The organism is Streptomyces sp. NBC_01750 (genome assembly GCF_035918095.1).
Lineage (GTDB): Bacteria > Actinomycetota > Actinomycetes > Streptomycetales > Streptomycetaceae > Streptomyces.
Map to the genome: position 1 here is coordinate 2808345 of NZ_CP109137.1, position 22678 is coordinate 2831022.

The window sequence follows — 22678 nt, forward strand, 5'->3', positions numbered from 1 at the left end:
TACCTGGCGCCCACCCCACGGAAACCTTGCGCCGCAAGCATGGCCTCGCCCGAACGGCCAAGCTCCCCCCACATCAAAGGAGTTCGCATGTCTGGTGTCTACGCGCGTCAAACCCGCCGTATAGCCGTGCTCACCGCCACCGCCGCTCTCGCCACCACCGGTCTGCTCGCCACCGCCCCCGCCGCCCAGGCATCCCCGCCCGCCCCCGTCAGCGCCGCCACCGCCCGCACCTACCTCGGTCAGCTGACCGTGGCGGCCGAGGGTTCCTCCACCGGCTACAGCCGCGACAAGTTCCCGCACTGGATCACTCAGTCGGGCGCATGCAACACCCGTGAGGTCGTCCTCAAGCGCGACGGTACGAACGTCGTCCAGGACTCCAGCTGTGCGGCGGTCAGCGGCAGTTGGTTCTCCGAGTACGACGGGGCCACCTGGACCGCCGCCGCCGACGTGGACATCGACCACATGGTGCCGCTCTCCGAGGCCTGGAAGTCCGGCGCGAGCAGCTGGACCACCGCCCAGCGCCAGGCCTTCGCCAACGACCTCACCCGCCCGCAGCTGATCGCCGTCACCGACAACGTCAACCAGTCCAAGGGTGACCAGGACCCGGCGGAGTGGCTGCCCTCGCGCACCTCGTACCGCTGCATGTACGCCCGGATGTGGGTGGACGTGAAGCACTACTACAACCTGAAGGTGGACTCGGCCGAGAAGAGCGCGCTCCAGGGCATCCTGAACGGCTGCTGACCAGCCGCTGACGGTCCGGACACGATCACGATCGGTACCGCCGGAACCTGGCCGTCGACCTCTGTCGTTCCGTACCGTACGGGACGACAGAGGAGGGAACATATGGCCGATCTGCGCCTGGGACCACTGCTGCGGTATGTCGACTGGGAATCCGGCGGGAGCGCGACCGTCTGGGTCGAGGCCGACCGCCCGTGCACGGCCGAGGTCCGGTGCGCGGACGGCGCGCGGGGCGCTTCGCGTACGTTCCGGATCGCAGGCCACCACTACGCGCTGGTGCCGGTGACCGGTCTGACGCCGGGCACCACGACCGCGTACGAGGTACTGCTCGACGACGAGCGGGTCTGGCCACCGGCCGGCTCCCTCTTCCCGGACAGCACGATCCGTACGCCCGAAGTCCCCTCCGACGGCATCACCGTCTCCTTCGGCTCCTGCCGCTGGTCGGCCGCGCCCGACGACGGGCACGACCCGGTGGGGCCGGACGCGCTCGACACCCTCGCCCTCAGGCTGGCGGCCGATCCCACCGCCGAACGCCCCGATGTGCTGCTCCTGCTGGGCGACCAGGTCTATGCGGACGAGACGTCCAAGGAGACCAGGTCCTGGCTCGCGACCCGGCGTGATCTGTCCGAGCCGCCCGGCGCGGAGGTCGCGGACTACGAGGAGTACTCCCGGCTCTACGACGAGTCGTGGAGCGACCCCGAGGTGCGCTGGCTGCTCTCCACGGTCCCCAGCTGCATGATCTTCGACGACCACGATGTGATCGACGACTGGAACACCAGCGCCTCCTGGCTGGCGGAGATGCGCGAGACGGCGTGGTGGCAGGACCGGATCCTCAGCGGACTGATGTCGTACTGGGTCTACCAGCACCTGGGCAATCTCTCGCCCGCGGAGCTGGAGTCGGACGAGCTGTACACCGCGGTGCGGGCAGCCCCCGACGGAACCGACCTCCTCAAGAGCTTCGCCACCGGGGCGGACGCCGATCCTGCCTCAGTGCGCTGGAGTTACCGCCGCGACTTCGGCCGGACCCGGCTGCTGATGGTGGACACACGCGCCGCCCGGGTCCTCGACGAGAAGAACCGGTCGATGCTCGACGCGGGTGAGGCCGGCTGGGTGCGCGAGCAGGCGCTGGCCGGGCGGGAGACGTACGACCATCTCCTGATCGGCACCTCACTGCCCTGGCTGCTGCCGCCGCTGATCCATGACGCGGAAAGCTGGAACGCCGCGCTGTGCCGGGGCGACCGCGGCGGGCGCTGGGCACGGTTCGGCGAGGATCTGCGCAGACGGGCGGACCTGGAGCACTGGGCGGCCTTCCCCGACTCCTTCGCCGAGCTGGCGCGACTGTTCGCGGAAGCGGGCAGCGGGGACGGCGCCCCGGCGACGGTATGTGTGCTTTCGGGCGATGTGCACCATGCGTATGTCGCGGAACCCTCCTGGCCGGACCGCGCGCAGCCGGACGCGCGGGTGCTGCAGCTGACCTGTTCGCCGGTGCACAACTCCATCCCCCGCTCGATACAGGTCGGCTTCCGCTTCGGCTGGAGCCGGACCGGGCGGCGACTCGGCCGTGCCCTGGCCCGCCACGGCCGGGTGAGCAAGCCGCCGGTCAGCTGGCGCAGGACCGGCGGTCCGTGGTTCGGCAATCAGCTGATGACGCTGACGCTTCGGGGGCGCTCGGCGGGGCTGCGGCTGGAGCAGGCGCGGGCGCTCGGAAGCGAGCAGACCGCGGGCGCACAGCTGGTGACGGTGGAGGAACGGGAACTGACCGCGGACCGTGATGCTTCCCACAGCGGAGCGTGATCCTCCGCCCCGGGGGTTCGACTCCGGGCGCACCAGCGGCATGATGTGCCGGACGATCCCTCCCACCCGTCGCCCGACCGGCCCCCCTGGACGAGCGCAGTGCACGCGAACAGGCCATTCCCCCCACATGCTCCGGGAGTTCCCGTTTTGTCCGCAGCTTCGTCCAGTCGCGCCACCGCCGTCGCGGTCGTCGGCGCAGGCCCCCGCGGCACCTCCGTCCTCGAACGACTCTGCGCGTCCGCCCGCGAACTCGCCCCGGGGACCCCGCTCACGGTCCACCTGGTCGATCCCGCGCCACCGGGCCCCGGCCGCGTCTGGCGCCCGGACCAGCCGGCCGAACTGCTGATGAACACGGTGGCCTCGCAGGTGACTCTCTTCACGGACGACAGCGTTGTCTGCGAGGGGCCGATACTCCCGGGCCCGAGCCTGTACGAATGGGCGGCCGCACACACCGACGAGGCCCTCGGCCCCGACGACTACCCGACGCGGGCCTGCTACGGCCGCTATCTGGAATGGGCCTTCCGCCGGGCGGTGTCCGGCGCACCGGACACCGTGCGGGTGGCGGTCCACCGGTCGCGGGCGGTACGGCTGGAGGACGACCGGGACGCGGTGGCGGTGCCCACCGGCGCCGCGGCCTTCCAGACCCTCGCACTCGACGACGGCACCGTCCTCACCGGGCTCAGCGCGGTGATCCTCGCGCAGGGCCATCTCCCGGTGGTCTGCCGCCAGTCGCAGGCGCATCTCGCCGAGTACGCCGCCCGTCACCCGCGCCTGCGCTACTTCCGGCCCGCCAACCCCGCGGACCTCGACCTCTCGGGCGTCGCCCCGGGTGAACGGGTGCTGCTGCGCGGCCTGGGGCTCAACTTCTTCGACCATATGGCCCTGTTGACGACGGGCCGCGGCGGCACCTTCGTACGCGCCGACGGCGGGAAGCTCGTCTACCGGCCCTCGGGCCGTGAGCCGCGGCTGTACGCGGGATCGCGGCGCGGCGTCCCGTACCAGGCACGCGGCGACAACGCCAAGGGCCCATCCGGCCGGCATGAACCCCTCGTCCTCACCCCGGATGTGATCGCGGTCTTCCGCAAGCGCGCGGGCGAGGGCGATCCGCCGGACTTCCTGACCGAGATATGGCCGCTGGTGGCCAAGGAAGTGGAGACGGTCCACTACGAGGCACTGCTCGCCGATCCGCAAGGCTCCGCTCCTCACGGCTTCAGGGACCGTTTCCTCGACGCGCCCCACGGCAGCGCCCAAGAAGCCGCCGTACTGGACGCGTTCGGGGTCACGGAGGCGGACCGCTGGTCCTGGGACCGGATTTCACGCCCGCACGCAGGTGAGCGCTTCGCCTCGCCGGCCGAGCACCGCATCTGGCTCCTCGGCCATCTGCGACAGGACGCCGCGCAGGCCGCGCTCGGCAATGTCGCGGGTCCACTGAAGGCCGCCCTCGACGTACTGCGCGATCTGCGCAACGAGCTCCGTCTGATCGTGGACCACGCGGGTCTCTCCGGCACCTCCCGGCGCGACCATCTCGACCGCTGGTACACCCCGTTGAACGCGTTTCTCTCCATCGGCCCGCCGCGCCGCCGGATCGAGGAGATGACGGCCCTGATCGAGGCCGGCGTCCTGGAGGTGGTCGGTCCGCGCACCACGATCGGGATGGCGGACGCCGGCTCGCACGACGCCCTGGACGGAGCCTTCACCGCCGAATCGCCTGATGTCCCCGGCTCTTTCGTGACGGCGACGACACTCATCGAGGCGCGACTGCCGGAACCCGACCTCCGGCGGACCTGTGACGAACTGCTGGAGCGGCTGCTGAAAACCGGCCACTGCCGCCCGCACTCCATCGACGGTTACGAAACCGGAGGGCTGGACGTAACACCACGCCCGTACCGTCTGATCAACCGGCAGGGCCGTCCGCACCCGCGACGCTTCGCGATCGGCGTTCCCACCGAGGGCGTGCACTGGGTGACCGCGGCCGGAGCCAGGCCCGGCGTCGACTCGGTGACCCTGTCGGACGCGGACGCGGTGGCGCGCGCCGCCCTGCGCACGCTCGTCATGCCGCAGGACTTGGATCCCGGCAGGGAAACGGAATCCAGGGCGGAAATCAGCCCACGACCAAATGTTGAACTTGCAAGCATTGATTAGGTCCGCCTAACCTAGGGCTTCCCTCGTCGGTTCACGTCCCCAGACCGAAGGAGCCCCCCATGGCACATCCCTCGCTTCCCACCCGGCTGAACTCGGCCCAGCCCTATGCGCTCGGCCTGTTCCGCATCGTCGTCGGCCTGCTCTTCACCTGCCACGGCGCCGCCTCGCTCTTCGGCGTCCTCGGCGGCGCCGGCGGCGGTGGCGGCACCATCCCGGCCGGCACCTGGCCCGGCTGGTACGCGGCGGTGATCGAGCTGGTGGGCGGCGCACTGGTGCTGCTCGGCCTCGGCACCCGCAGCGCCGCCTTCGTGGCCTCCGGCTCGATGGCGTACGCGTACTTCGACGTCCACCAGCCCAACGCGCTCTTCCCCCTGCAGAACAGCGGCGAGGGGGCGGCGATGTTCTGCTGGGCCTTCCTGCTGCTGGTCTTCACCGGCCCGGGCGCGTTCGCGCTGGACCGGCTGTTCGTCCGCAACGCGAGCCGGGCGACGGACGAGGAGCCCAAGGTGCAGGCCGCGGCGGCCGCCGCATAGCCGCTCTTTCCGGAGCGCCCGGATCCTCTTCGGAGGGTCCGGGCGCTGCGTCAATCCGCGGAACGTGATGATCCCAACATCGGCTCCCCCCTGGCGATCTCGAGTCGAACCCCAGGCGTACGCTGTACAGCTGTACTGCCGCCCCTGCCGCTCCCCTGCGACGTCGCGGCGTTGTTACGAAACCGGGGAGTTCGGGTGCTCGAGAGCGTGGGGTTGCTGACCGGCAGCCCATGGATCTATGCCGTCGTGGCGCTTTCCGTACTTCTCGACGTCTTCCTGCCCGTGCTGCCCAGCGGAGTCCTGGTGATCACGGCGGCGACCGCCGCCGCGGCGGGCTCGACCAGCGCCGCCACCGGGTCCGTCGAGACCGCGGCCGGAAAGGTCCCGCACGAGGTGCCCTCACTCCTCGTCCTGGTCCTCTGCGCCGCCACCGCTTCCGTACTCGGCGACCTCGTCGCCTACCGGCTGGCCTGGCGTGGCGGCGACCGGCTCGACCGGGCGATCGCCCGCTCGCGCCGGCTGACCACCGCGCAGGAACGTCTTGGCGCGGCCCTCAGCCGCGGCGGCGGCGCCCTCGTCGTGATCGCCCGCTTCGCCCCGGCCGGCCGCTCGGTCGTCTCACTGGGCGCGGGCGCGGCGCACCGCAAGGTGAAGGACTTCCTGCCCTGGTCGGCCCTCGCGGGCGTGGCATGGGCGGGTTACAGCGTGGGGCTCGGCTACTTCGGCGGCCAATGGCTCGGCGCGAGCTGGGTCGGCGCGGCGGTCTCGGTGCTCGCGCTGTTCGCGGCGGGCGCGCTGGCCGCTTACGTCATGCGGCGTCCGGCTCCTGAACCGGCTCCTGAACCGGCCGCTTAGCGGCCCCGCCGGACCCACGGACCTCGAGCCCTTCGAGCAGCTTGCGGGTCGACTCGGCAATCTCGTCTACGGCCTGCTCGAAGATCTCACGGTTGTGCGCGGCTGGGGCCCGGAATCCGGACACCTTGCGCACGAACTGCAGGGCTGCGGCGCGGATGTCCTCCTCAGTGGCCTCTTCGGGGAGCACGGGCGGGCGGAGGGTCTTGATACTGCGGCACATGTGTTCAGTGTGCCCCGTGCGCCGGCCGCAGGGCGAGGCCTTCGGAGTCCGGCGACCTGACCGCCCTCCCCGGCCGGCCGACCGACCACCCGACCGCTGCCCATGCCCAAGGCCCCTCCGTCTGCCGGCGAAGGAGCCTTGGGCGTGCATCTGTACGTTCTGCGGTCAGGTGGTGGCGGCCCTGACGACTGCCGCGGCGAGCCGGTCGTTCTCCACGGAACCGCCGCCGGGCGGGAAGGGGAAGCGGCGCCGCACGTAGCCGTACGCGACGCCACTGGCCGGATCCGCGAATGCCTGCGCTCCCGCCGCTCCGCCGTGACCGAAGGCATCCTCGCCCAGGAACGGGTACTGCACACCGAGCGCCTGGAAGCCGAGGCCGAACTGATCCTCTTCACCAGTGACCACATCGGTGCCCACCGAGTGGAGCCGGGCGAACTCCGCAATCGTGTCCGGCTTGAGCATGGGCGCCCTGCCGTCGACCTCGCTGATGGCCGCCGCGTACATCGCAGCGACCCCGCGGGCGTTCCCCACCCCGCCCGCCGAGGCCTGGCCGAGGGCCCGCACCGCGCGCGTGTTGGCAAGCTCCACCAGGTCGGTGGGCGGCTCGGCGTTCAAGCCGAAGGCGATCGCCATGAGACTGTCCGGGGCCGGCGCGTCCGCCCGGAGCTCGGCGAGCCGCTCCGGTGTGGTCCGCATCGGCAGTACGTCCAGATAGCGCGATTCCAGCGCTTCGGGCAGCCCGAGATGGAAGTCGAGCCCGTACGGGGCCCTCACCCGCTCCTCGTACAGCTCCTGGATCGAGCGCCCGGTGACGCGGCGTACCACTTCGCCGGTGAGAGCGCCGATGACGAAGGCGTGGTACCCGTACGCCGTTCCCGGCTCCCAGTACGGCCGCAGGCCCGCCAGCCGCGCGGCGAGCAGCCGGTCGTCGGCCAGCTCCGCGATGCTGAACCCGCCGTCGACGCCGATCAGTCCGGCTCGGTGCCCGAGCAGCTCCCGAAGCGTGAGCCGGCCCTTGCCCTCGGCCGCGAACTGAGGCCAGTAGGAAGCGACTTCACGGTCGAGCTCGAGCAGGCCGTCCTGCACGAGCAGTGCGACGACGAGATGCGCCGCGCCCTTGGTGACGGAGTAGACGCCGGTGAGCGAGTCGCCCGCCATCCCGTCTCCGGCCCACAGGTCGACCACCTGCTGCCCGTTCACGTACGCCGCGAGCTGAGCGCCGGACTCGGTGATCCCCTCGGCAAATACAGCGTCGAACTCCTCCCTTACGCCTTCGAAACCCTCCGCGACAGTCCCCTGCACGCCGGCCTCGGACATTGATCCTCCCCAGTGATCATCAACACTCACCGGACGCCAACCACGGGGCACCGTAAGGAAATTCCCCCTGTCGCGGACCCCCCGGCCCCTCCCCGAGCAAACCGGGCACCGCCGGAGCCGTCCCTTCACGCCGTGATCAGCCCGCGGGGCAACGACAAGCCTCTTGCCGCAGAACTCATCCAGGGCTCTTCGCCGGCGCCGGCGCTCCTCAGCACCGCAAGCACCGAGCCCAAAACCTGTTGGGAGCTCATCTGGCTGTCCGTCATAGTCTTGGCCATGGCTTCTTTTGTGGACCACGTGAGCATCGACTGCGCCGACACCTACCGGCTCGGCACTTTCTGGGCCGAGGTGCTCGGCACCAAGATCAGCGACGAGGACCAACCCGGCGACCCCGAGGCCCTGGTCGAGGCCCAGGGCATCTCGCTCCTGTTCATCGCCGTCCCCGAGGGCAAGACGGCCAAGAACCGGATCCATTTCGACATCCGGCCCACGGACCGCACCCGTGACGAGGAGGTCGAGCGCCTGCTCGCCCTCGGCGCCACCCTGGTGGGCGACCAGCGCCGCGCCGACGGCTCCGGCTGGGCCACTCTCGCCGATATCGAGGGCAACGAGTTCTGCGTCGAGCGCAGCGCCGCCGAGCGGGCCGCCGACCCGTCCTGAACCAGCCGGGCTGATCCCCGACCTACCGCGCCCGATCCTCGCGATATGTGCAATATGCCCCTTATCGTGCATTTCGACGGATGACCTCTGCGGCCGGGACGGGGCTGGGGAAGTGGCGAGTGCGGAGTCGGCCCGTGGAGGTGAGCCCGCGCCGCCTCCTGAGTCCGGGCAGCGGTCCTGGGCGCCTCTGGTGGCGGTGTGCGCCGGGTATTTCATCGTGATCCTGGATGTGACGATCATTAACGTCGCTGTGCCGGTGATCGGCCGGGATCTGTCGGCGTCGCTCACCGGCATCCAATGGATCACCAACGGCTACACCATGGTCCTCGCCGGACTCCTGCTGACCGGCGGCGCGCTGGGCGACCGGCTGGGCAACCGGCGTGTCTTCTGCTCGGGCGTGGCTGTGTTCACCGTGGCCTCGGCCGCGTGCGCGATCGCACCGAGTACGCCGTTCCTGGTTGCCGCCCGGCTGCTGGAGGGGCTCGGCGCGGCGTTGATCGTGCCCGGTTCACTGGCCCTGCTCCAGCAGGCATACCCGGCACCGGCCGCACGCTCGCGGGCCTTTGGGCTGTGGGGTTCGATGGCGGGCATCGCCGCCTCCACCGGGCCGCTGCTGGGCGGGCTGGTCGTCACCACGGTGGGCTGGCGCTGGGTGTTCCTCATCAACCTGCCCGCCGGGATCGTCTGCCTGGCGTTGACGCTGCGGCATGTGACGCGATCGCCCAGGCGCGCCGACCGGCCCCTGGACTGGCCGGCGCAGTGCGCGATCGTGGTGGCGGTCGCGCTGCTGACCGCCGCGCTCAACGAGGCCGGCCGGCGGGGCTGGACCGATCCGGCCGTCCTTGCCGCGGCGGGCCTGTCCGCGCTGGCCGCCGCCACGCTCGTCGTGCGTGAGCGCCTGGCCCGACACCCCGTGCTCCCGCCGAGCCTGCTGCACTCCCGAGCGATGAGCGGCGGAGCCCTCATCGGTGCGCTGTTCAACTTCGGCTTCTACGGCATGGTGTTCACTGCCAGCCTGTACTTTCAGCGCCAGCGCGGCTTCAGCGCCCTCGGCACCGGGGCAGCGCTGTTCCCGGCGGTAGCGATGACCATGTTCGCCTCCGTCCTGTCCGGGCGACTGGCCCGAAGAACCGGCCATCGCCCGCTGGTTGTCTCCGGCATGCTCCTGGCAGCCCTGGGGCTGGCCGGATGGGCCGCAGGACCCGGCTCCCCCTACCCGCTGCTCGTGGCCCCGATGATGGCTGCGGGATTCGGCACCTCCTTCGCTCTCACGGGCGCCACCGCCACCGTGATGGGCGCCGCCCCCGCCGGCTACTCGGGAACCGCCTCCGCACTGTTCAACACCACCCGTCAGGTGGGTAGCGCCACCGGCGTAGCCCTGGGCGGCACCCTGCTGGCCACGGCGACGGACTACAACGCAGGGGTGAGAACCAGCATGGCCATCGGCGCACTCGCTTACCTGACCGCCGCAATCCTGGCGTGGCTGTGCGTGCCGACGAAATCCGAAGGAGCATGAGCCGCGGCCAACCGATAGGGGGCGGTCCCGAGGCCGGACAACCACCGTCGCGGCGACCGAGCCGTGACCGCGCACGAGCCGCCGGCCGCCATTAGGCTTGTACAGGTGACGTGGCCGGTCATCTTCGTGGTGGATCGCAACCCGAGTTCGCTCGGTGTGGTGCTCTCCGACCTCACACGACGGTTCGGCAGAGCATTCACGGTGAAGGGCGCGAGCTCGCCGGAAGCTGCCCTCACCGCAATACAGGAACTGGCGCGGGCCGAGGCACCCGTCGCACTGCTTCTCGTGGACGACAGCTCCGTCGATGTCCTCACGCGGGCACATGAGCTGTATCCGCGCGCCAAGCGTGTGCTGCTCGTGGATCGCGACTACTCGTCGACCAGCCCGGCCGTACAGGCGATCGCACTCGGCCGCGCCGACTACCACATCGTGCGGCCGTGGGCGGACGACGAGACGCTGTACCGCGCGGTGGGTGAGTACCTGTCCGCGTGGACGAGGGATCAGGAACCGAAATTCCAGCTGTTCCGCGTCGTCGCCCGAAAGGGCGACCGCCGTGTGCTGCAGCTGCGCGATGTGATGGCGCGCTTCAACCTGCCGTGCACGGTCTACCCGGCCGAGGAGAAGGCCGGACGGCGTCTGCTGAGGGAGGCCGGCATCGACGCGTCGCACCTGCCGGTGGTGATCCGCCATGACGGCCAGGCGTTCATCGATCCGAGCCTGCCCGATCTCGCGCGCGCGCTCGGGGTCAGCGTCACGAACGACATGGATGTCTCCGACGTCACCATCGTCGGTGCCGGGCCGGCCGGCCTGACGGCGGCCGTCTACGCCGCGTCCGAAGGACTGGACACCGTGCTGCTCGAAAAGGCCATCTCAGGTGGGCAGGCCGGGACGAGCCCGATGATCAGGAACTATCCAGGGTTCCCCCACGGCATTGCCGGCGGCGACCTCATGGAGCAGACCTGCGAACAGGCGTGGCTGATGGGAGCGCACATCGTCTTCGCGCAACAGGCGATCGCGCTCGAACGCCGCGGCGACCGGCCGGTGGTGCACATGCTGGACGGCTCCGAGGTCAGCGCACGCGCGGTATTGATCGCCACAGGTGCCGACTGGCGGCGGCTCGGCGTGCCGGGCCTGGAAGCCCTGGTCGGTTCCGGCGTGTTCTACGGCACGGCCGTGGGCGAGAGCCGCGCGATGCGAGACCAGGACGTCTTCATCGTCGGCGCCGGGAACTCGGCCGGCCAGGCCGCGATGCATCTGGCCAAGCACGCTCGCACGGTCACCTTGGTGGTTCGGGGCGACAGCCTCGCGAAGTCAGCGTCGGCCTATCTGGTGCGTGCCATCGAGGCGACGCCGAACATCATCGTCCGCCATCGGACGGAGGTGGTCGACGGTGGCGGCGATGAGCGCCTGGAACACCTGACGCTCGGGGATCGCACGGCGGGCACCGTCGAGCGGGTTCCGGCAGCCGCACTGTTCATCATGATCGGCGGTGAACCGCACACGCAGTGGCTCCCGGACAGCATGGCGCGAGATGGGCAGGGCTACCTGGTGACCGGGCGCGAGATCCGCGAGGAATCCCCGGCGGGGTGGCCACTCGACAGAGACCCCATGCCGCTGGAGACGAGCGTGCCCGGTGTATTTGCGGCGGGAGACGTACGGAAGGGCTCGATCAAGCGTGTCGCCTCGGCGGTGGGCGACGGAGCCACGGCCGTTCGCCTGGTGCACGAGTACCTGGGCGGCTGAGCCGACTCGTGCTTCGCGTCATCCGGCACTGAAGCCGGCCTCATAACGTAGAGCCGACCGCCCAGCCCTGTGCCGACTGCTTTCGCCCCGGCCAGGATGACCAGTGAGCCCGCGGCTGAGGCGTCGGTTCGTGTCCCGGGAACCCACGGTGGCCGGCACTCGTTGAGAGGGGTGAGTCGGTCGCTGTGACCCGTGGGCCCTGGAAGGGCCCGTTATGTCCGGAGAGCCCGCGGTGACTGACGTGCGCGCGGTGTGCGCGCCGAGACCCTCTGAAGAGTCGGCCTGCTTTGCTGCCCGGATGGTGCCCTCCGACAGGGCGTTTTCTCCCGGTAGCGAGCGCCGCTTAGTACGGGGCGATGGATCAAGGTCGTTCCTGACCACTACGGCCGTCAGTGCCGACCGCATCCGACACCCCTTGAGGGAGCTCGTTCCATGGATTCGCAGACCGTTATTCACCCTCCCCCGCCTGAAATCCGACAAGAGGCGGGGAGTGACTTCTCCCGACTGTCGAGGAAGATTGCCGACGCCGGCCTGATGGGCCGACGCCCGGGCTACTACGCGGCCCGGATCGCGGCGGTCACTGCCCTCTACGTCTGCGGGTGGATCGCGTTCGTCCTCGTCGGCGACAGCTGGTGGACGCTCGCGGTGGCGGCGTTCCTCGCCGTCGTCTTCGGCCAGGTTGCGCTCCTCGCGCACGACGTGGCGCACCGGCAGGTGTTCCGGCTCCGCAAGGCCAGCGAACGAATCGGCCGTATCGCCGGAAACGCCGGTATCGGGATGGGCTACGGATGGTGGCAGGACAAGCACACGCGCCATCACGCCAACCCCAATCATGAGGAACTGGACCCCGACCTCATCCCCGACATCCTGGTCTGGTCGCAGAATCAGGCCCACGCCGCAAGAGGGCTGCCCCGTGTGCTCGGGCGCTTTCAGGCGTTCCTTTTCTTCCCTCTCCTCACTCTCGAGGGCTTCAACCTGCACCTGTCGGGTGTGAAGTCGCTGGCCGACCGCTCGCTGAAGAACCGCGTGGTGGAAGGAAGTCTGCTGTTCGCGCACTTCGCCCTCTACCTTGGGGCCCTGTTCCTGGTCCTGCCGCCCGGCATGGCCATTGCGTTCCTTGTGGTTCACCAGTGTCTGTTCGGGGTCTACCTGGGCTCGATCTTCGCCCCCAACCACAAGGGGATGCCGATCCTGACCGGCGACGACCGCCCCGACTTCCTGCGGCGCCAAGTGCTCACCTCACGCAATGTCCGCGGTGGATGGTTCACCGACGTCGCACTCGGCGGACTGAACTACCAGATCGAGCACCATCTGTTCCCAAGCATGCCCAGCCCGCATCTGCGCAGGGCACAGGCAATCGTCCGCCGCCACTGCCAGGACCTGGGAGTGAACTACCTGGAGACCAGCCTGATCACTTCCTACCGACAGGCCCTCGCCAGCCTCCACCAGGCCGGAGCGCCGATCCGGCACGCCGCCCCCGCCTAGACCCGCTCGACGTCGGCACCACGTCATGGGAAGCGCCGACAGACCGAGCGGGAACTGGGCAACGCGGATGGGGCAGCATCACCTCACGGAGTCACACGGTCTCCCGTGCGTACCGGGTCCGGTCCTTGACGTACGACTTGTGGGGTTGCTCCTTGCGGGGATGGCGCCTCGGCTCGAGGGTCACGGTCGCCGGCTCAGCCGTGGTGACGTTGCCACTGGCGTCCGTGGCGATGGCGATGAAGGTGTGCTTCCCGCTCCTGCTCGCCACATTCGCCGTGCACGCCCATTCCCCGGACTCGCTCACGGTGGCCGAGCAGATCTCGTACCCGCCTTCGGTGACGGTGATCCTGACACCGGCTTCACCAGTACCGGCGAACCTCAGCACGCAGCTCGAGCCCTTCCGTTCGACGTCATCACCCACACGCGTGCGGCAGCCCTTCAGGTGTGATCCGTCGGTGGGACTGGTGATGACCGGTGCCACGACGACCGCGATGGGAGCCGCATCCACCGCCCCCGTCAACTCCGTATCGGGCGAAGTTGCGTTCGCATCGATGGTGTACCTGCCGGGCACGGTGCTGACCGTGACGCCGAAGCTGATGGTGGCGCCGGCCCCCGGGGCCACTGTGAACGGGCCCTGCCAGGTCAGGGTCTGCCCGGAGATGGTCGGGTCATTTGTGGTGCTCCCCGTCGTCGTCCCGGATCGGTAAGAGAATCCCTGAGGCAGTTCGACCGAGACGCTGCTGACCGTCGAAGGGAAGGTGTTGGGGTTCTGGACAGTGACTGTGTATCTGTTGTTGGCCCCGGCTTCCGATACCGGGTTTTCTGCGGAGGCTTTGATGGCCAGCGGTGCAGTCCCCGTGGGGGAGAAGATCGTTGACCACTGATAAGTGGCGCTTTCACTGTCTCCGATATTCACCGCCCAGCTGACACCGATCCCGTTGTCGATGTTCTGATCGCACCGGCAGGAGTTCGAGAAGGGCTGCTGGGAGCCGATCTGCGCCCAGACATTGTAATACCAATCCTCGACGTATGAATTTCCGCCCGCGCGTGGCAGAAGTCCCTCGATACGAGCCCCGGCACCGGGGGTGCTGCTGCAGGCCGGAGCCGTTCCGGTGACGTGCCCGTAGCCGGAGTCACTGTTCTGCAGGTAGCAGTCCCCTGCCGCGTAGATATTGCCGGCGCGCTGGCCCCCGGAATTGTTCTGGACCGTTACTTTCGTGTCGTAGAACTCTCGGCCGACGACATAACTGTCGGTCTGTGTGAGCGTTACACCGGCTCCGGCATTCACCACGGTCACCACTCGGTACGGATCGGCCTCGGTCCCTGAGCCAGAGGTCCCCGCCTGGCTGACCTGCGAGTACGGCGTGCGCGGTCCAGTGCTGCCGCCTGCCGGCACCGAGCTTGGTCCGTACAGCGTGCCGTTCAGCGCGATGAAGGTGCCGCAGCATTGCCGGCGAACCACTCGGGATAGGCATCCGATGCGTGATTGACGGAGCAGTTCAACTCCCTGCTGATGTCGATCGAGTCAGCGGTCCTGACGAGCTGATTGGGGCAGCGTACGCCGACGAGGCTTGGGGAAACAGGACGAGTGTGATTGCGCCGAGGAGCATGTAGCACACCTCGGCGCACCGACTGCGAATACGATTGGTCACTGGAATCTGGCTGTCGCGGCGGGCATACACTGAAACTCCTCTTGCGAAATGTGTTTGCCCCCCTTATATCGACTTGGTGAGTCTTTTCCGGTGATCGATGTACGCGTCGCCGGTTTGAGTCGCGTTTCGAGGTGGTCGCCACTCGGCATCCATACCGGAAGCCGTTCAGACCGAGCCGCGGGCGTCGATTCCAGGCGCGCTCACGTAGTGCCGGGCGCGCGGCGTACCATCACGGGCTCTTCGGCTGTCGGAACTATGGGCACCCACCACGGTGCGCAGCGGGGGTGCGGACCGTCGGCCGCATGAAACTCACCCACACGACAACCGACCCCGGCCGGGCGGTCGCCCACCGACGTCAGCCATGGTCTACATCGCCGCGTACGGCCCGGCGCGGCCCGAGGAACAGGCAGCCATGCGGCGCCGGGACGTCGACTTGGAGAACGTCGGCATCTGGGTGCGCACGGCCGAGCCTGAACTCACCACGGGTCGACGGGCGCCCGGCGACACCAAATCGGATGCGGGCAAGAGGCTCGTCGTCCTGCCGGCCTTTCTGCGGACCGACCTTCGGCGGCATCTCGATTGGTACGCGGAGAAGGGCCCGGAAGGGCTGCTGTTCGTTGGGGAGAAGGGCAAGCCATTCCGGCGCTCCACCTTCGGACGGAAGTGGCGCCGGGCCCGGACGCTCGTCGGCATGCCGGAGGGCTTCCGCTTCTACGATCTTCGTCACACCGGGCACACGCTCGCGAACCGATCCGGGGCCACGCTCAAGGGCAACATGGTCCGCGCCGGGCAGTCCTCCGAGAAAGCCGCGCTGATCTACCAGCACTCGGATCTAGAGCGGCAGCAGGAGGTCGCGGGCGACCTCGACAAGCTCGTGCGAGCCGCTCGTCAGAAGGGCCGTGACCAGCCTTCTGGTGCGGATCTGGTGCACGACGTCTAACGCGGTCTAGACAACAATAAAGCCCCGGGCCGCTGGCCTGGGGCTTTCGCGTGGAGCGGGTGACGAGAATCGAACTCGCGCTCTGAGCTTGGGAAACTACGTTCATTTGCGGATAGTTGGGGTGCTGACCTGGGTGAATGGCTGGGCTGACGCCTTGTCGGGCGTTGTGGCTTTCACCGTGATTCCCCGCTGGATCTGGTGCGCTTGTGGTACAGAGCCCCGTGCCACAGGCCGGGTATACGTCCGTGCATGCCTGCCATCGCTGCAGCGACCGTTCGGGTGTTCGCGGTGACGATTCTGGTCGCGCAGGCGTCTCTTCAGACCATGCCCTCCCGTACGCTACGGCACACGGCACGCCGCCCTCATAGGCACGGGGCACGTGATGGCGCAGCTACAGCCGGGCGTCCGGCCCAGCAGGTCCTTTCAGGACAAGCCTGTTTCTGCCGCTGTACGGGCATGCGCGAAGGAGACAGTTGCGTGGACACCCTCTCGGTAACGCTGGTCTCGGCGTTAACCTCCGGCGCCATCTCCATGGGTCTCGTGTGGCTGACTGGCCAACAGCAACGGCGGGATAGCAAGCGCATTCAACGTGAGACCCACAACATGTCGTACCTCAACCCCCTCAGATGGCACACCGCGGAAGCACACCACCGACTCTCCCTCTATGCCACTTCTGTCGACCGGCACGGCTTCTACAGACCTGCTCAGGTCCTCAACGAACCGCAGGAGATCGATGGCAGAAGCGCCGTTTGGTTCGCTGGAACGGGCGTTGCGCTGGTATCCAGCGTCTGGATGACTGCCTGCCTGTTCGCTCAGATGACTCGCACCCGTCACGACATACCGTTCCTGCGCCTGCCGGGCAAGGACGACACAAGACTGGCCGCCCTGATACTGAAGGTCCATGTAGCTTTCGCGGGCTGTGACGTCTACTACGCGACACAGTCCAGCATCGGCACCGACGTCATCCTCGAACCCGAAGGACGACTCAGGAGCTACAGAGAGTTCTGCGACCTCCTTTCACAACCAGATCGGAGGGTGTGGGCTGACCCCCTAGTCTGGTTCCACCTTGCTGTCGCCAACGGCGAGCGTCGCCCCAACCTCCAACGTGTCTTGGATGCTCTGCACGAGCTATCCGGGTTCCTCGACGACAGTCTCGCTGGTGGGGCGTCACTGCGAGCGCGCTGGGATGCGGAGCTCTAGAGCAAGCCGTGACGGTGGCTTCCAGGCACTGAGCTTGGGAATCGCCGCGTCTGCTGGCCTCGTTCGTGCTCTGACCAGCGTAAACGGATGCAACGGGAAACCCTTCGGCTCGCCCTGGGGTCCGCTGTTGACCGTGGTTGACCGGCCTGTCGGGCACGGATCGGGCACGCCTTATCAGGGGCTGGTCACCCGGCGAGTTCGACGCCACTACTTGGGGCGGCTCGCCACCGGATTGGGATCGGCTTCCGGTCTCGGCTGAACGACGGTGAACGAGGCTGGATGAGACGGAAAGTGAGACGGGTGCGGCGGTCGTTGTCAGTACAGCCTCGCACTGGGCCGTATTCAGCTGTTTGGCGAGATGCCGTGCCGGGCGTCGCGAGCGTCAAAGGTCTTCGACCTGTGATCATGGAGCGTTCATGAAAAGTGATCGCCGAGGAGCTCCAGGTCGCGGGGGCCGATGTGCCGCCGCCGTGTGGCGCTCGCGGTAACGCGCTGTAGGTGATGTGGTGAACTGGTTGACCTCGCTGCCGGCGGTGGTGCTGGTTGTGGGCGGGCTCTTACTTGCCTTACTGGTCGCGGCCGTGGCGCGGGTCGGCGTCCGGGCGCTCGTACCGGTGGAGGAACGGGATCGGGTGCCGCAGATCGCCACGCCCCTGATGCCGACACTCGGCGCTGCCTTCGCGATCTTTGCGGCACTCACACTGGCCAGCGAGGCCGGCTACCTGCGCGCAGCCGACGGGGTGGTGAGCGACGAGGCGGCCGCGGCCTCCCGTCTGGCATGGGCGGCGACAAGTCCGCGAGTCCAGTCGGAGCCGATCCATGCGGCACTGCTGGACTACTTGCGGACCACGCGTGCCGGGGAGTGGGAGGCTACAGCAGCGGCGTCCGGTGACGACCCCGCCACCGCTCGCGCGATCGCACGGCTGGAGCGGAGTGTGCGCGCCGAGGCGGCCCGGCCCGAGGTGGGAACCCCGACAGGCACGGAGCTGGTGGTTTCCGTGGACGGTGTCACCAGTAGTCGTCGCGCCCGTGTTGCGGCCGCCTCGCGCGACGTTCCCGCGCTCTACGTCGTCACGCTTGTGGTCAGCGGACTGGCCTTGATCGTGAACTCCGGCGCACTGGTCTTCCGCAGTAGCCTGCGAACGTCACTGCTGATCGTAGGTGTTGCGAGTGTGGTCGGGCTGAGCCTGGCGTTGCTCTTCGCACTCAGCGCGCCCTGGAGCGGACCGTTGATCGTCAGTGGGCATCCACTCGACGCCATCATCGGGGACCTGAAGTCCGGCTTCTTCGACGGCGGGCCGTAGGCAACGGGCGCGATCAGTAGGTCAGGCCCCTCGGGCGGCGCCATCGACATCCACACAGTCAACGGTGGCTGCCAAAGGCCCCGAGCCATGATCGGCTGGGGGCCTTTGCACTGGTGGGCGCGGACGGTTTCGAACCGCCGACATCTGCTTTGTAAGAGCAGCGCTCTACCCCTGAGCTACGCACCCGTGAATGAGGAACAGCGTACATGGCAGACGGGGCCGCCCTGCAAACCCGTTCCCGCTGCGGCCCCTCACCGGCGCATCCCGTAGCCCCGCGTACGGGGGCTACCCCCACCCCGAAACGGTGGCCGCCCGGATCGTTCCGCCGCCCGCGGGCTCATAGCTTGGTGGCACACCGGCAGAACTACCTGGGGGAACGATCACCGTGGCCGCACTCCACATCCGCACCCACACCCTCCTCGCCGCTTCCGGCGTCGTCGTCGCGGTCGCTCTCAGCGGGTGCGCGAGCGCCGATGCCGGAGAGGCGCCCGTCGAGAGCCGTTCCTTCCCCCTCACCGGGAAGACGCTGACCATCGACACCGACAACTCCGACATCAAGCTGGTGCCGGCCGATGTGAAGGACGTGCAGGTTTCCCGGCAGGTCGACGGGTCCCGGGGGAGCCGGCCCAAGGCCTCATGGGATATGAAGGACGGGACGCTGACCCTCCGCGTCAAGTGCGACGGGATCGCCGGCGACTGCGCGTCGCGGCACTCAGTGAAGGTACCGCGCGGCGTCGCCGTCACCGTCGAGGACGGCAATGGCCGGCTGACCGCCACTGGGTTCGACACTGCGCTGAAGATCCGCTCCGACAACGGCGAGGTGACGGTACGGGACTCCAGCGGGCCCCTTGATCTGAACAGCAACAACGGCGAGATCGTCACCGAACGCGTCACCGCCAGGACAGTGACCGCCCGATCGGGCAACGGGATGGTGCGGCTCGGGCTCACCGATGCGCCGGACCGGGTCGAGACCGTCACCGACAACGGCGAGGTCGTCATCGAGCTGCCGCGCGCCGGGGCCCCCTACGCCGTCACCGCCACGAGCGGCAACGGCGATGCGAATGTTGATGTGCCGACCGCCGGCGGCAGCCCGCATGTGGTGAAGGCGCGCAGCGACAACGGCGAAGTCACCGTGCGAAGTGTGAACTAACCGGCCCGTGTGTTCGTCCTTACCTGGTGGGAGAATGAACCGGGCAGGGCGATTCGGCACGGGAGAGGGATGTGACGGCGACACACGCGCAGCCGCACGCAAGAGCGAAAGCGAGTGCGAGAGCCGTCCGCGATGTCCTGGTGCTGATGCTCCTGCCCGTGCCGTTTGTCGTCGCGGCGCTGCCGGGTGCGTTCGCCGGAGGGGGGACGCGGCGCTGGTTCGGCGGGCGCGGTGAGAGCCAGCGGGCCGACGCACAGGCCGCGAAGGACGCCGCCGCCGCTGCTTTCGTCGAGTTGGACACCGCTCAGCGCGATCTTCGTATCTCGATAGAGACGATCACGGCGGTGGACAGTTCGCCGGGTGCGCGCCGGGCCGTTGAGGACTTCGCGGCGCTGGGGCGACGGATCGACGAAGTGAGCCTTGCGTACATCACCGCCGTCGACGCACATGATCTCGACCGTGACGATCTGGAGGCCTCGGTGGCTTCGCAGGCGCGCGGTGAGCTGAACCGGGCCAAGGACGATCTCGTACGGGTCAAGGGCGAGCTCGACCGTTACGCGCAGGGGCTCGGGCCGCTGCTCGACAAGGCCGAGACGCAGCTGGCCCGCTTGGCGCCCGCCGTGGAGCGGGCGCGGCAGGCGCTCCTTTCTGCGAGCAATGCTCTCGATTCGGCGCGGAGCTCCGGTCTGCGAGCGGATGATCTCGCCGCCCGGCTCGCCGCGCTCGGCCCCGAGCTGACCATGCTCAACCAGGGCGCGGGCCGGCACGGCGTGGCCGAGACCCTGCAGCGTGCCGACCGGGTGCTGCGTGACGCCGAAGCCGTACGGGCCGAGGCGGACAGGCTGCCCGAGCGTGCCGCCGAGACCGACAAGCGCCTGGTGTCACTCCGTACCCGGGCGCAGGCTCTCACCAACCGCGCCGGATCCGTCGAGCCGGTCCTGAGCGAGCTGCGGCGCCGCTTCTCCGCCGCCTGCTGGCAGGATCTGCAGCCCGTCCCCGAGCAGGCGGCGATCAGCGTCCGCCAGGCCGAGGAGAAGCTCAAGGAAGCGGGCAAGGCACGCGACGAGCAGCGGTGGGCGGATGCGACGGCCCTGCTCAGCACGGTGCGAGCGCTGCTGAACGCCACGGATGAGGCCGTGTCGGCCGCCGGTGACCGGCTGCAGCGGCTCAACGCCGTGGCGAAGGACCCTCAGCAGGAGATCGAGCGGACCCGGTTCGCGATCCGGGACGCGCAGCGCCTCGCCATGGCCGGGCGCAACACCCCGGACCCCCGTCACGCACGGCCGCTGGACGACTCGGTGGCGCGGCTGGAGCGGGCCGTCGCCGGGCTCGAGGGACGCCATCCCGACTACTGGCACTTCCTGACAGAGACCGAGGCGGTCCGGCGCACGGTGGCGCACGTGGTCGAGCAGATCCGCGAGGACCGGGGCGCGAGCGGCACCTGAGGGTCTGAGACTGACAGAGCGCGCCGTGCCCGGTCCGAAGATCTGAGGTCCGTGGCCTGGAGGCCCCGCCCGTGCCGGGTCTGACTGCCTGAGGCCCGAAGTCCGACTGCCTGAGGCCGAGGTCTCGACGACCTGAGGCCCGAGGTCTCGACGACCTGAGGCCCGAGGTCTCGACGACCTGAGGCCGTCGGCGGCCCATGGCCCCTGGCCCCTGGTCACGCCCGCCTCCGGCGGGCATCGGGCCCACCCCGGCCGGATCCCCCCGCGCCTGGCTTGTCCGGGCCCGCGCGCGGGCGGATCCTGGGAGGTGTACGGGTACCTCCAAAGGAGACCGGACATGGCCACACACGTACTGCACCCCAAACCCCGCCACCGCACCAGGCTGGACGAGCATCTGCCCGTCGACCACCGGCTCAGCAAGTTCTACCGCGTAGGCGCGGGTCTGATGGGCCTGGTGCTGCTCGCCTTCGGGATCCTCGGGCTGATCGACAAGATCGGCTTCTTCGACACCGGTGGGGCCACGGTCGCGGGCCTGAACACCAACGGAACGCTGAGCGTGCTGTCCATCTGTGTCGGACTGCTGCTCTTCGTCGGGATGATCATCGGCGGAAACTTCGCCTCGACACTGAACATGGTCCTCGGCATCGCCTTCATCCTCAGCGGCTTCGCGAATCTCGCCCTGCTCGACTCGAGCTTCAACCCCCTCGCCTTCGAGATCCAGAACGTGCTGTTCAGCTTTGTGGTGGGCGTGATGCTGATGTTCTTCGGAATGTACGGACGGGTCAGCGCCACCCTCCCGCACGACAACCCCTACTGGAGGACCCGCCATCCCGATCAGGCCGCGCAGGAACAGCGCGGCCTCAAGCAGGCCGGCACAGGGGATGCGGCTCTTGACCGGGCCAAGCAGCACGAAAGCGGATGAACCGCAAAGTCGACGGAGCCCACGCGGGGCGTGGGGTGCACAAGGCTGCGGTGGAGGGTCTCGCCCGCCGGATCGTCGGCGGGGCCTACGCCGAGGGCGACACCCTCGATCAGCCCGCGCTCATGGCCGAGCTGCACGTCAGCCAGGCCGTGCTCCGTGAGGCGATCGAGGTGCTCACAGGCAAGGGGCTGCTCGGCGCCCGGCAGAAGCGCGGCACCCACGTACGCCCCCGGGACGACTGGAACCTCCTCGACACAGACGTACTGCGCTGGAAGCTCGCCGTAGGCGTGTCCAACGACTTCTTCGCCGACCTGCTGGAGCTGCGCCGCTCCATCGAGCCGGCGGCCGCCTCGCTCGCCGCCGTGCACCGGACCGACGAGGACCTCGCCGCGCTCGACGCCGCGCTGGCCGCGATGAGAGTGGGCTGGAACGATGCCGTCCTCGCCGTACGCGCCGACGCCTCCTTCCACACCGCTCTGCTGACCGCCTCGCACAATCGGTTCTTCGCGCAGCTGCGCCGGGTGATCATCCCGGTGCTGATCGAGCGCGACCGGCGGGTCCACCTGGCAGGGACGACCGAGGATCCGGTCGACGTGCACGCCGCCGTCTTCGAGCGCGTACGGGACCAGGACGTCGACGGCGCCTATATGGCCACGCTGGAGCTGCTCGACATGGCCATGCGCCACCATCCGTAGACCTCCCGGCCCGGAGGAACCCGCCCGGCTGCCGCTAGCCTGGGGCCATGCCTCGTTACGAATACCGCTGCCGGACCTGCGGCGACACCTTCGAAGTGAACCGTCCGATGGCCCAGTCCTCCGATCCGGCGAGCTGCCCGGCCGGTCACCCGGACACGGTCAAACTGCTCTCGGCGGTCGCCGTCGGCGGTACGAAGTCCGGGCCGGCGCCCGCGTCCAACGGCGGCGGGGGCGGCGGGGGTTGCTGCGGAGGCGGCTGCTGCGGCGGCTGAACGGCACGCTCGGCCCGGCCGGCCCGGGCCGAAGCGGCCGACCGGGCTCGGCCGGGCCACCGGGCTCGGTCAGGCGACCGGGCCCGGACCGCCGT

General features: G+C 69.1%; 19 protein-coding genes, 1 tRNA gene and 1 pseudogene. 17 read left to right on the forward strand and 4 right to left on the reverse strand.

Annotation, left to right across the window (positions count from 1 at the left end):
- Positions 1-87: 87 nt before the first annotated feature.
- From OG966_RS12665 to OG966_RS12685, 5 genes are all read left to right on the forward strand, one after another.
- Positions 88-741, forward strand: coding sequence for an HNH endonuclease family protein (locus tag OG966_RS12665; RefSeq protein ID WP_326649676.1), 654 nt, complete (start codon positions 88-90; stop codon positions 739-741).
- A gap of 102 nt (positions 742-843) precedes the next feature.
- Positions 844-2532, forward strand: coding sequence for an alkaline phosphatase D family protein (locus tag OG966_RS12670; protein WP_326649677.1), 1689 nt, complete (start codon positions 844-846; stop codon positions 2530-2532).
- A 147-nt stretch (positions 2533-2679) separates the two neighbouring features.
- Positions 2680-4674, forward strand: coding sequence for an FAD/NAD(P)-binding protein (locus OG966_RS12675; RefSeq protein ID WP_326649678.1), 1995 nt, complete (start codon positions 2680-2682; stop codon positions 4672-4674).
- Positions 4675-4733: 59 nt separating this feature from the next.
- On the forward strand, positions 4734-5207 hold the full coding sequence (locus OG966_RS12680) for a DoxX family protein (RefSeq protein ID WP_326649679.1): 474 nt from the start codon (positions 4734-4736) through the stop codon (positions 5205-5207).
- Positions 5208-5402: 195 nt separating this feature from the next.
- A complete protein-coding gene (locus OG966_RS12685; protein WP_326649680.1) occupies positions 5403-6062 on the forward strand; it encodes a DedA family protein in 660 nt (219 codons plus the stop codon).
- On the opposite strand, the gene OG966_RS12690 is transcribed toward OG966_RS12685, so the two are convergent.
- Together OG966_RS12690 and OG966_RS12695 are read right to left on the reverse strand one after the other, a co-directional pair.
- Positions 6016-6282, reverse strand: a complete 267-nt coding sequence (locus tag OG966_RS12690) for a DUF2277 domain-containing protein (RefSeq protein ID WP_326649682.1) — start codon at positions 6280-6282, stop codon at positions 6016-6018. The two genes, OG966_RS12685 and OG966_RS12690, sit on opposite strands and share 47 nt — an antisense overlap.
- Before the next feature lie 165 nt (positions 6283-6447).
- Positions 6448-7599 carry a serine hydrolase domain-containing protein gene (locus tag OG966_RS12695; protein WP_326649683.1) on the reverse strand — a complete coding sequence of 384 codons (1152 nt, stop codon included), beginning with the start codon at positions 7597-7599 and terminating at the stop codon, positions 6448-6450.
- 276 nt (positions 7600-7875) lie between these two features.
- On the opposite strand from OG966_RS12695, the gene OG966_RS12700 reads away from it, so the two are divergent.
- The 4 genes from OG966_RS12700 (at position 7876) to OG966_RS12715 (ending at position 13003) form a co-directional block, all read left to right on the forward strand.
- Entirely contained in the window at positions 7876-8259 is a 384-nt protein-coding gene (locus tag OG966_RS12700; protein WP_326649684.1) for a VOC family protein, read from the forward strand.
- A gap of 112 nt (positions 8260-8371) precedes the next feature.
- Positions 8372-9775: an MFS transporter gene (locus OG966_RS12705; protein ID WP_326649685.1), complete on the forward strand. Its 1404-nt coding sequence runs from the start codon at positions 8372-8374 to the stop codon at positions 9773-9775.
- A gap of 105 nt (positions 9776-9880) precedes the next feature.
- Positions 9881-11518: an FAD-dependent oxidoreductase gene (locus OG966_RS12710; RefSeq protein WP_326649686.1), complete on the forward strand. Its 1638-nt coding sequence runs from the start codon at positions 9881-9883 to the stop codon at positions 11516-11518.
- Positions 11519-11950: 432 nt separating this feature from the next.
- Positions 11951-13003, forward strand: a complete 1053-nt coding sequence (locus tag OG966_RS12715) for a fatty acid desaturase family protein (protein WP_326649687.1) — start codon at positions 11951-11953, stop codon at positions 13001-13003.
- Between the two features lie 91 nt (positions 13004-13094).
- On the opposite strand, the gene OG966_RS12720 is transcribed toward OG966_RS12715, so the two are convergent.
- Positions 13095-14291, reverse strand: coding sequence for an Ig-like domain-containing protein (locus OG966_RS12720; protein ID WP_326649688.1), 1197 nt, complete (start codon positions 14289-14291; stop codon positions 13095-13097).
- Between the two features lie 725 nt (positions 14292-15016).
- On the opposite strand from OG966_RS12720, the pseudogene OG966_RS12725 reads away from it, so the two are divergent.
- The 3 genes and pseudogenes from OG966_RS12725 to OG966_RS12735 form a co-directional block, all read left to right on the forward strand.
- A pseudogene (locus OG966_RS12725) lies at positions 15017-15595 on the forward strand (site-specific integrase); the annotation flags it as partial.
- Between the two features lie 477 nt (positions 15596-16072).
- The gene (locus OG966_RS12730; RefSeq protein WP_326649690.1) at positions 16073-16795 is read left to right on the forward strand and encodes a hypothetical protein; all 723 of its coding nucleotides are present in this window, start codon (positions 16073-16075) and stop codon (positions 16793-16795) included.
- Between the two features lie 506 nt (positions 16796-17301).
- A complete protein-coding gene (locus tag OG966_RS12735; protein ID WP_326649691.1) occupies positions 17302-18099 on the forward strand; it encodes a bestrophin-like domain in 798 nt (265 codons plus the stop codon).
- Between the two features lie 111 nt (positions 18100-18210).
- Here the strand turns inward: OG966_RS12735 and OG966_RS12740 are convergent.
- Positions 18211-18285 (reverse strand) — tRNA-Val (locus tag OG966_RS12740).
- Positions 18286-18484: 199 nt separating this feature from the next.
- Here OG966_RS12740 and OG966_RS12745 point away from each other — a divergent pair.
- From OG966_RS12745 to OG966_RS12765, 5 genes are all read left to right on the forward strand, one after another.
- Complete coding sequence (locus OG966_RS12745) at positions 18485-19249, forward strand: DUF4097 family beta strand repeat-containing protein (RefSeq protein WP_326649692.1); 765 nt, start codon at positions 18485-18487, stop codon at positions 19247-19249.
- A 71-nt stretch (positions 19250-19320) separates the two neighbouring features.
- Positions 19321-20694: a hypothetical protein gene (locus tag OG966_RS12750; RefSeq protein ID WP_326649693.1), complete on the forward strand. Its 1374-nt coding sequence runs from the start codon at positions 19321-19323 to the stop codon at positions 20692-20694.
- 337 nt (positions 20695-21031) lie between these two features.
- A complete protein-coding gene (locus tag OG966_RS12755) occupies positions 21032-21616 on the forward strand; it encodes a DUF4383 domain-containing protein (protein ID WP_326649694.1) in 585 nt (194 codons plus the stop codon).
- Complete coding sequence (locus OG966_RS12760; RefSeq protein WP_326649695.1) at positions 21613-22311, forward strand: FadR/GntR family transcriptional regulator; 699 nt, start codon at positions 21613-21615, stop codon at positions 22309-22311. Before OG966_RS12755 ends, OG966_RS12760 begins: the two co-directional genes overlap by 4 nt.
- Before the next feature lie 47 nt (positions 22312-22358).
- On the forward strand, positions 22359-22583 hold the full coding sequence (locus OG966_RS12765; RefSeq protein ID WP_326649696.1) for an FmdB family zinc ribbon protein: 225 nt from the start codon (positions 22359-22361) through the stop codon (positions 22581-22583).
- Positions 22584-22678: the final 95 nt, after the last annotated feature.

What these genes read in the sequence shown, in the direction of transcription:
- OG966_RS12665 (WP_326649676.1), top strand. Translation starts at nt 88, where the DNA reads ATGTCTGGTGTCTACGCGCGTCAAACCCGCCGTATAGCCGTGCTCACC.
- OG966_RS12670 (WP_326649677.1), top strand. Translation starts at nt 844, where the DNA reads ATGGCCGATCTGCGCCTGGGACCACTGCTGCGGTATGTCGACTGGGAA.
- OG966_RS12680 (WP_326649679.1), top strand. Translation starts at nt 4,734, where the DNA reads ATGGCACATCCCTCGCTTCCCACCCGGCTGAACTCGGCCCAGCCCTAT.
- OG966_RS12690 (WP_326649682.1), bottom strand. Translation starts at nt 6,282, where the DNA reads ATGTGCCGCAGTATCAAGACCCTCCGCCCGCCCGTGCTCCCCGAAGAG.
- OG966_RS12695 (WP_326649683.1), bottom strand. Translation starts at nt 7,599, where the DNA reads ATGTCCGAGGCCGGCGTGCAGGGGACTGTCGCGGAGGGTTTCGAAGGC.
- OG966_RS12700 (WP_326649684.1), top strand. Translation starts at nt 7,876, where the DNA reads ATGGCTTCTTTTGTGGACCACGTGAGCATCGACTGCGCCGACACCTAC.
- OG966_RS12715 (WP_326649687.1), top strand. Translation starts at nt 11,951, where the DNA reads ATGGATTCGCAGACCGTTATTCACCCTCCCCCGCCTGAAATCCGACAA.
- OG966_RS12755 (WP_326649694.1), top strand. Translation starts at nt 21,032, where the DNA reads ATGGCCACACACGTACTGCACCCCAAACCCCGCCACCGCACCAGGCTG.
- OG966_RS12760 (WP_326649695.1), top strand. Translation starts at nt 21,613, where the DNA reads ATGAACCGCAAAGTCGACGGAGCCCACGCGGGGCGTGGGGTGCACAAG.
- OG966_RS12765 (WP_326649696.1), top strand. Translation starts at nt 22,359, where the DNA reads ATGCCTCGTTACGAATACCGCTGCCGGACCTGCGGCGACACCTTCGAA.